5 protein-coding genes are annotated in these 8,828 nt (G+C 43.7%); 2 read left to right on the top strand and 3 right to left on the bottom strand.

Going from position 1 to position 8,828, the window contains the following annotated elements; genetic code table 11:
- Positions 1-67: 67 nt before the first annotated feature.
- The 3 genes from rpoD to PENNN9_RS04990 form a co-directional block, all read right to left on the bottom strand.
- Positions 68-1,972: an RNA polymerase sigma factor RpoD gene (gene rpoD / locus PENNN9_RS04980; protein WP_058368619.1), complete on the bottom strand. Its 1,905-nt coding sequence runs from the start codon at positions 1,970-1,972 to the stop codon at positions 68-70.
- Between the two features lie 422 nt (positions 1,973-2,394).
- Positions 2,395-4,551 carry a DNA primase gene (locus PENNN9_RS04985; RefSeq protein ID WP_058368620.1) on the bottom strand — a complete coding sequence of 719 codons (2,157 nt, stop codon included), beginning with the start codon at positions 4,549-4,551 and terminating at the stop codon, positions 2,395-2,397.
- Positions 4,552-4,830: 279 nt separating this feature from the next.
- Positions 4,831-6,018, bottom strand: a complete 1,188-nt coding sequence (locus PENNN9_RS04990) for an outer membrane protein assembly factor BamD (protein WP_058368621.1) — start codon at positions 6,016-6,018, stop codon at positions 4,831-4,833.
- Between the two features lie 548 nt (positions 6,019-6,566).
- On the opposite strand from PENNN9_RS04990, the gene PENNN9_RS04995 reads away from it, so the two are divergent.
- Together PENNN9_RS04995 and pgeF are read left to right on the top strand one after the other, a co-directional pair.
- Positions 6,567-7,814, top strand: a complete 1,248-nt coding sequence (locus PENNN9_RS04995) for an RluA family pseudouridine synthase (RefSeq protein WP_413771737.1) — start codon at positions 6,567-6,569, stop codon at positions 7,812-7,814.
- A 3-nt stretch (positions 7,815-7,817) separates the two neighbouring features.
- Entirely contained in the window at positions 7,818-8,738 is a 921-nt protein-coding gene (pgeF, locus tag PENNN9_RS05000) for a peptidoglycan editing factor PgeF (protein ID WP_058368622.1), read from the top strand.
- The last annotated feature ends 90 nt before the right edge of the window (positions 8,739-8,828 follow it).

Here is an 8,828-nt window from a genome sequence, read left to right on the forward strand (position 1 = left end):
GAGACACGCTCAGCTTTTTGATTTAATTCCAAGAACGTTTTTATACGTTTAGCAATGCTTAGATAAACTAGTCATTTTCTAAGAAAGAACGCAAGTGCTCAGAGCGCGAAGGGTGACGTAATTTACGTAATGCTTTTGCCTCAATTTGACGGATACGCTCACGCGTGACATCGAACTGCTTGCCGACTTCTTCTAGAGTATGGTCTGTTGGCATATCGATACCGAAACGCATTTTTAGCACACGTGCTTCACGCTCAGTTAAGTTACCAAGTACATCACGAGTGGCTTCTTGCAGGCCAGCGGCCGTCGCATCGTCGACTGGGCTTGAGATAGTACCATCTTCGATAAAGTCACCTAGGTGCGAGTCTTCATCATCACCGATTGGCGTCTCCATAGAGATAGGCTCTTTGGCAATCTTTAGTACTTTACGGACTTTGACTTCGTCCATCTCTAAGCGTTCGCCTAATTCCTCGGGTGTCGGCTCGCGGCCCATCTCTTGTAGTAGCTGACGTGAGACACGGTTTATTTTGTTAATGGTCTCAATCATATGCACAGGGATACGGATGGTACGTGCTTGGTCAGCGATAGAGCGGGTAATTGCCTGACGGATCCACCACGTAGCATACGTTGAAAACTTATAACCACGGCGGTACTCAAACTTATCTACCGCTTTCATCAGACCGATATTACCTTCTTGAATCAAATCCAAGAACTGTAGACCGCGGTTGGTGTACTTCTTCGCGATAGAAATGACTAGGCGTAAGTTGGCCTCGACCATCTCTTTTTTGGCTCGGCGTGCTTTGGCTTCACCAATCGCCATACCGCGTGCCACATCTTTCATGTCATTGATTTCCATGTCGAGCTTTTGCTCATAATCACGGATTCTACGTTGTAATAAAATAACATCATCAATGACTTTTTCTAAGCTCTCAGCAAAAGCAGGCTTACCTTTTAGACGTTCAGTGAGCCAATCAACGTTGGTTTCGTTACTTGGAAAAGTCTTACGGAATTCAGAACGCGGCATACGACCACGGCGAATCACCAAACGCATAATCTGACGCTCTTGCTTACGTACGTCATCATACACATCATGCATGATAGCCATGACTTGATCTGACAGACGGTTGTTAAGCTTTAGCATCATAAAGCGGCTGGCAAGCTGTTCATACGCTTCATCAGCTTGTGCGCTACCACGACCATAATCAAGCAGTGCTTGTTTGGCTTTGATAAATAAATGCTCAATTTCTTCTAAACGCAAGCGTACTTCTTCTGGATCGATACCGCCAGTTTCTTCTTCAGCATCATCGCTGTCATCGACATCTATATCATCGCTATCTTCATCGTCATCATCATCTTTTTCAGCCTCAGCTTTTGCATTGGCTTTAGTCTTCATAACTAGGATTTTTTCTTTCTCTTTTTCTTCTTTAGCTGCTGCTATGTCTTCATCCGTCTCAGGATCTAAAAAACCAGTGATAACATCAGAGAGTTTCTTTTCACCGTCTTGGACTTTTTGGTATTCATCAAGAACAAATTGTACGGTACCCGGCCAGTAAGCCATTGCATGCTGCACATCACGAATACCTTCTTCGATACGCTTGGCAATAGCAATCTCGCCTTCACGAGTGAGCAAATCAACTGTACCCATCTCGCGCATATACATACGTACAGGGTCAGTGGTGCGACCAGGCTCAGTTTCGACGGAAGCCAATACAGCCGCTGCTTCATCAGCTGCCATATCGTCGTCGCTTGAATCATCGTTCATCAAGATATCATCAGCGTCAGGCGCGGCCTCAAAGATTTTGATGCCGACGTCAGTGAGCATTTGGACAATGTCTTCGATCTGGTCGCTTTCTGTAATAGAGTCAGGCAGCTGGTCGTTCACCTCAGCATAGGTAAGATACCCTTGCTCTTTGCCCATTTGGATTAAGGTGGCCAGTTGAGACGTGGAATTGGAAACTGACTTATCGCTCATAAATACTCACTTGCTTGCGTCGGGCATTTTCGTAACATAACAGACTATCGCTTGTTCGGTGCGCTGATCTAATCGACAGATTGATCACATAAAAAGCGTAGAAATTGTCAATAATAACGAAAATGAGTTGATATGAATAAAGGCTCAAAAAACTACAATATAATGGCTAAATAAAAACTTGCTAAAAACACGACTTAAAAATAAAGCAATATAACTGTATTTAAAAATAACAGTCAATATTGACAGCGGCATAGTTTAACACAGACCACCGCTATCAAGCACAAGACAGCCAATCAGTTGCTGTTTATATTATAGTCAATGTGTGCTTGCCATAATCATAGATGATGGGGGCAATGGCCAATGTTTTAAAGGGTCAATATTTTATCTATTATTGAATAACCCGAAGTGGTCTTCAATTGGGATTAAACGCTTATCATTGATGCAGATTGCTCTGCTTGCTGCGCTCGCAACCAGTCATTTAGTAGTTGTGTCTGTTTACGTACGATCGCAAGTCTAACATGATCTGGGTTTTTAATAAGATCTTGCATCTTTTTTTGCATATGAAGCTTAAGTAACTGCATGACTAGGTTTTCGATCAATTCATCAACGCTTAATATATTTCTGGTGGTTAATGTCTTATAAAAAGGGCCCCAACTACGGCTTAATGTCTCTTGGGTAATAGGCTGTACGTTTGACATAATAAAATGTGCAGCAGCGTTTGCATCCGTTGGTAGATAGACCAAGCAGCGTTTAATCGTATTGACAACATCGAGCAATGGAGCATCATGTAAGTCTTCCCATGCTAATGGCCGACATGCATCCAAAGGCGCTTTTTGTTTGATATGAGCAGGCAAATTTAAACTATTGATACCTGCTTTTTGCCAGATTGATTCGATGGTGTCTTCTTGCAGTACGCGGGGCTGAAATAAAAAACACAGCTGCAACTGCTGGCTGATGGTCATATCACCATCAAAATTGAGCAGCGCGTCTTTGGCTTCGACATTTTGGCTGCGTTTACCACCCAGTTTTTGGTATATATCATTATTAAGCAAATACCGAAAACTACTGCCTTTTGGTAATGCCGTGGTCAATGAGCGCACTTGTGACATCAGCTTGGCTTTGCCTTCTGCCAATGCCAAATCGTAACGCTCACTTAAATAAGCAAAAATGTATTGTGACAATGGCTTTGCATTGACGATTTGTTCACGCATAGCATCACTGCCATTTGCTTTAATAAAGGTATCAGGATCATGACCATTGGGTAAGGTCAAAAACCGCAGCTCTTTATCATCGGACAGTACTGGCAGGGCAACTTCAAGAGTACGCCAAGCGGCTCTTTGTCCTGCGCTATCACCATCAAAACTGAGCGTCAATGTCGGGTTTAGAGTGAGTAGACGCGAAATTTGGCTCTCATTAATGGCAGTGCCCATAGATGCGACCGCGCCGTATATACCTGCTTGGTAAAGGGCGATCACATCCATATAGCCTTCGACCACAAGCCAGTTATCGGCACGCTGCTGGCGTGATTCATAATAGCCGTATAGTACATGCTGTTTATGAAAGACAGGTGAGTCAGAGGAGTTGATGTATTTGGGCTTCACGTCATCGTCTAATGCGCGACCACCAAACCCAATTATGCGTCCTTGATTGTCACGAATCGGAAAGATGACCCGATCGCGAAGCAAATCATAGTCGCGTCCAGACTCCGACTGTCGTACCAAGCCCAAGGCTTTAAGTCCTTCAATGTCTTGTGGAAACTGATGCTCAAGGTGCTGCCAGCCAAATGGTGCATAACCTAACCCAAAAGTTTTAAGAGTCTCTTCAGTGATACCACGTGTCATAAAGTAATGCTTGGCATGAGGATGCGTGGTTAGATTATGCTGATAAAACTGCTGAATTTGATCCAATAGCTCGTATAAGTTGCCATCTTGCTCAGCATTGTTACTGCCGTTATCGCCAGTCAGCCCCTTATTTGTCTCTGTTAACCAAGCAGGCGGATAGCCATTTTCATTATCATTTTGATAATCTGAGCCATAAGCATCTATTGGATAAGGAGCTGGATCGTAAGCATCTAATGGTGGATAGTCATCGTAACCAACATTGTCGCTATAGACAGGTTGATCGTTATAACCGAGTTGACTTGCTCCTTGATTACTTAGGTCAGATACGACAGAAGGAGTATGAGCGGTCTGTGTTTGGTTTTGCAGATCAACAGTCGGACTAGGCACTGATGGTGGCGCTGTTGGCTTGGGTGCACGACGCTGATAACTGACGTTACGTTGCTCATCTTTTGGCACTTCAATGCCAGTTTGTTTTGACAGCTCATTGACCGCTTCGATAAAGGTTAAGCTTTCATAATCGCGCAAAAAGCTAATGGCATTACCGCCGACATTACAGCCAAAGCAATGATAAATGTTTTTTTGTGGATTGACATAAAACGAAGGCGACTTTTCGCCATGGAACGGACAGCACCCTTTATATTCACTACCAGCGCGTTTAAGCGTGGTGTGACGACCAATGATGCTGATCAAGTCAGCTTGGCTGTTTAATTGTTCAAGAATATGATTGGGGATACTCATGAGAAAGGACAGTTTATCATAGAAAAATGCAAAAGTTATTTTAACACTTTTATTATTTGCAATAAGTACTCATAGATTATTAAAGGAGATATAACGCACAGTAGTAATACTTTATAACAAAAAATAGCCTAAGCAGATCGGAGCTTGAATTTATTTACTGAATGGTGATAAATGAGGTTTGTCAAACCAATAAGCAAATAAGACCAACTATACAGTTGATCTTATTTTTAACGGATCATAGACGAGTGTAAGAATTAGCAGAATAAGTACAGCGAGTGTTTAGTTATTGTCGTTCAGTTCTACTGTATTACTATTACTATCGTTCGGTAGCGTGGTACGGCGCATCGGGTTCATGTTTTGTGGATCGACACTTGCCTCTCTAGCGGTAGATCCTGTGCTAGCCTGATCGGTCACGCGCTCGGTTGAGCTTTCAGGTAGACCCAAGCCTATATTGACACCGCTGTTGCTACGGGTTGGTGCGCCGCTAGTAGTAGGAGCAGCAGCATTATCAGCTGGCAATCTGAGCTGAGTGGCCGCTCGAATGATTTGAGTTTTGGTGGCGCCAGTATATTCACCATCATTCATAGGCACATCTTTTAAGCTTGCGCGGCCAAGCTGGCCAAAGGTCAGTTTATTTAACCAAGAACGGTCAGCTTTGGTAGACAGTCTGACACGGCCATCATTAGTGAGCCATTCTGGATAGTTGATTTGGAGCAGGGTTTTATACTCTTGTGCCAAGTCAGTCAATCCTAACTGCTGATGACTATAAGCAAGGATGGCGATCGCTTCTGGTACTGCTTCACTAAGTGGATAATACTGAAATACCCATTTGGCACGGTTGACCGCGGCGACATGCGCTTCACGTTCGATATACCAGTTGGCTGCGGTCAGCTCACTACGAGCAAACTGATTATAAATAAAGGTCATACGCTGCGCTGCATCTGGCGCATATGGGCTGTTAGGGTATTTATTGATGAGCTCTTGGAAATTGGCAAAGGCAATACGCAAATAGGCAGTATCGCGCTCAGACTGATCCATCTTGAACAGTCTAAGACCCTCAGATGAGCCTTGCATGTTGGCCACACCGCGTACGTAGTATGCATAACTTACTTGCGGGTTGGCAGGGTAGAGGCTGATGAATCGATCTGCACTTGCTGCTGCTGTCTCAAAGCTGCCACTTGCATATTGAGCATACATAATATCAAGCAGCGCTTGTTCAGCATATTGTCCCGTTGGATAGAAGGTACGTAAACTGGTCAGATCTTCTATCGCTTGTATATAGCGGCCTTTATCAATCTGAGTGATAGCGTCGTTATAATAACCTTGCTCTGATTTTTCAGCCGTTTCGACCGCTTCGCTGTCTGTATTTGTCAGGTTTTTAAAAGTCTGACAGCCGACCAAGTTTACACTTAGAGCAAGCAAGGTCACTGATGAGATTTTGATAAACGTGTTGCCAATAGGGCGCATACTTCTTCTCCGGCACAAGGCGCACAATAGCGGTGACACTATCGCACTAATAACAAAGTTGATGATAAAAGGCTGATTATTAAATTATAAGATAACAACGTCCAAAACAGCAAAGCAACAAGATATAAAGTAACTAGCGGCTTATAATCGAACATAGCATACAGCAAAATCACGTTTACTTTATAGAATAACGTCTGCTTCGTCTATTTTTTCGTGCGCTATTTTGTAGTCAGATAACAACATAGTAGGGTCTGACGTGATAAATTTTGGATAGTTTAGCATGAGCACCTGCGCTGAGCGACGACAAATGTTGCTATTCATCTTTAATATACAGTAAATTACGGCAACGTTATATTATAGAGAGTTATCAGTATACCCCTTCATATGACGTGATCTTAGTAATAAAGAAGAGATAACTGTGCGTAAGCATAGGGTGAAAGGTTCTTAGCGTGGTACACTATGACGATATTTAACCAGCTTTTTATTGGAATTTTTGAAGGTTCTTACTTAAATATTCAATATATCGCGGCTTTATAAAGTTAATCCTTATGACCTATTCTTTTATGATTACGGTCACCTACGAATCTGCTACGAACAATAATGCTATGACCACAAACACAACACCGAAACAAACATCAGAGACTAAATTGTCAGCACAACAGTCATCTATGCAAGATGAATTGACAATCAATGGCTCAAGCCTTGATGCTGATTTACTTGATGAGAGTTTGTCTGATGATGAGTTAGCATCTACTTATGAAGAAATCGACGACGATGAAGATCATAATGAGTATGATAGCGATGTTACCTCTGTAGCTGGACAAGCCATACCGCAAGTTATTGACATGACGCATACGGTTACTGAAAAAGAAGCAGGTCTACGTATAGATAAGCTTGCTTCACAGGTTTTTACCGACTTTTCGCGAGCGCAGTTACAAGGCTGGGTTGGCGATGGTAGCTTGTTACATAACTGTAGCGTGCAAAAGCCTAAACAACGCGTCAAAGCTGGAGACGTCATACATCTGTCTACGACATTGCAGCAACATAGCGAAGATCAGCCAGAAAACATCGCCATCAATGTCGTTTACGAAGATGATGATGTGCTGGTGATTGATAAGCCTGTCGGTATGGTGGTCCATCCTGGGGCGGGCAATCAGACAGGCACTTTGGTCAATGCATTACTGTATCATTATCCACAGCAGCATCACTTACCACGCGCAGGCTTGGTACATCGTATTGATAAAGATACTTCAGGTCTTTTACTGATTGGGAAAACTAAGCCTGCGCAAATGGCGTTAATGGAGCAGCTAAAGGACAAGTCTGTTTATCGTCACTATCAGTGTGTCGTAGCAGGGGACGCGGCAAGTTTATTGCGCCATCGCCGTATCGATGCACCCATTGGTCGCCATCGTAATCAGCGCACAAAGATGACGGTGATGACCGCTGGACGTGAGGCTGTAACGCACTTATTAAACGTCACACCGCTCAATGATAATTACTGTTTACTGGATGTCGGTCTCGAGACGGGTCGTACTCACCAGATTCGTGTACACCTAAGCCATATCACTTATCCGATAGTCGGTGACCGTGTCTATGGTGGACGTCGCCAACTGCGAGCAGGATTGACAGAAGCGCAGCGCCAAGCGATTGGTAATTTCCCAAGACAAGCGTTGCACGCATATACTTTGGGGTTTGTGCATCCAACAACGGGTGAGGATATCGAAGTGACGACCCCCATCCCTGAAGATATGCAAAAACTCATATCAGTGTTAACTGATGGCTACGATGACGAATAAGATATGACAGACAAACTTCCATTAACGGTGTTAGCGCAGCTCGATGATGTGACGGTATTTCAAACAGCCGCCTATCAAATGGCTGGTTTGGAACAGGCTGATATTAAGCATAGAGAGCTAGAAAAGCCTCAGCAAATGTTGCAAACAGAACAAGCAAGCTATGGTGAATTAAATCTTGGACTGCACGTCGATGATAATCCTACTCAGGTATTGGATAATCGTATGCGTTTGCTAGCGACTATCAACCACCACCTAAGAACGCAGCAGCGTGCGCCCATCAGTCGCTTATGCTGGGTAAATCAAGTTCATGGCAAGCAGATTCATGATGTAGATGCAGACCCGCTTAGTATGCGTCCGGCAGATGCTGATGCGATGGTCAGTCAGCAAGATGGTTTGGGACTGGCTATTATGACAGCTGATTGCGTACCAATCGTATTATATCAGCCAGCAAGCGGCCAGATTGCAGCGATTCATGCTGGCTGGCAAGGGCTTGCCTGCGGAATTATTTCAACGACGATAAAGCGTTTTACAGAGTCTGGCGAAATCAAAGCGTGGATAGGTGTCTGTATCAGCCAAGAGAACTACGAGGTTGATAAGCAGGTTCGAGATAAGCTGCTGGCAGGTTGTATCGAATATCAGTCATTATTAGCACAAGACATGAGTAATACCGATCGCTTCGATCAGTTATATGCGGTAGATTCTGACGTTCATAGCTCGACTAATACAGACTCCCATACAGACAAAATTAAGCTTGATTTACCAAAGCTGGCTGCTGATCAGCTAAGCGCTGCTGGTGTGATATTAGCAAATGAAACCTCGATAAACTGTAGCTACTCTGATCCTAGGTATTATTCGTATCGGCGCCAGACGCATTTGCAGCAGCCAGCGACGGGACGTATGGCATTGATTATTGTGCGTGCGTAGTTAAGTTAAGGGGTTTGGCTGAAGCACTGATAATGTTGTCGAAAAATACCGATAAACAGTGCCTAGAAAAAAATCTCAAGGCGGCAATCT

The organism is Psychrobacter sp. ENNN9_III (genome assembly GCF_001462175.1).
Lineage (GTDB): Bacteria > Pseudomonadota > Gammaproteobacteria > Pseudomonadales > Moraxellaceae > Psychrobacter.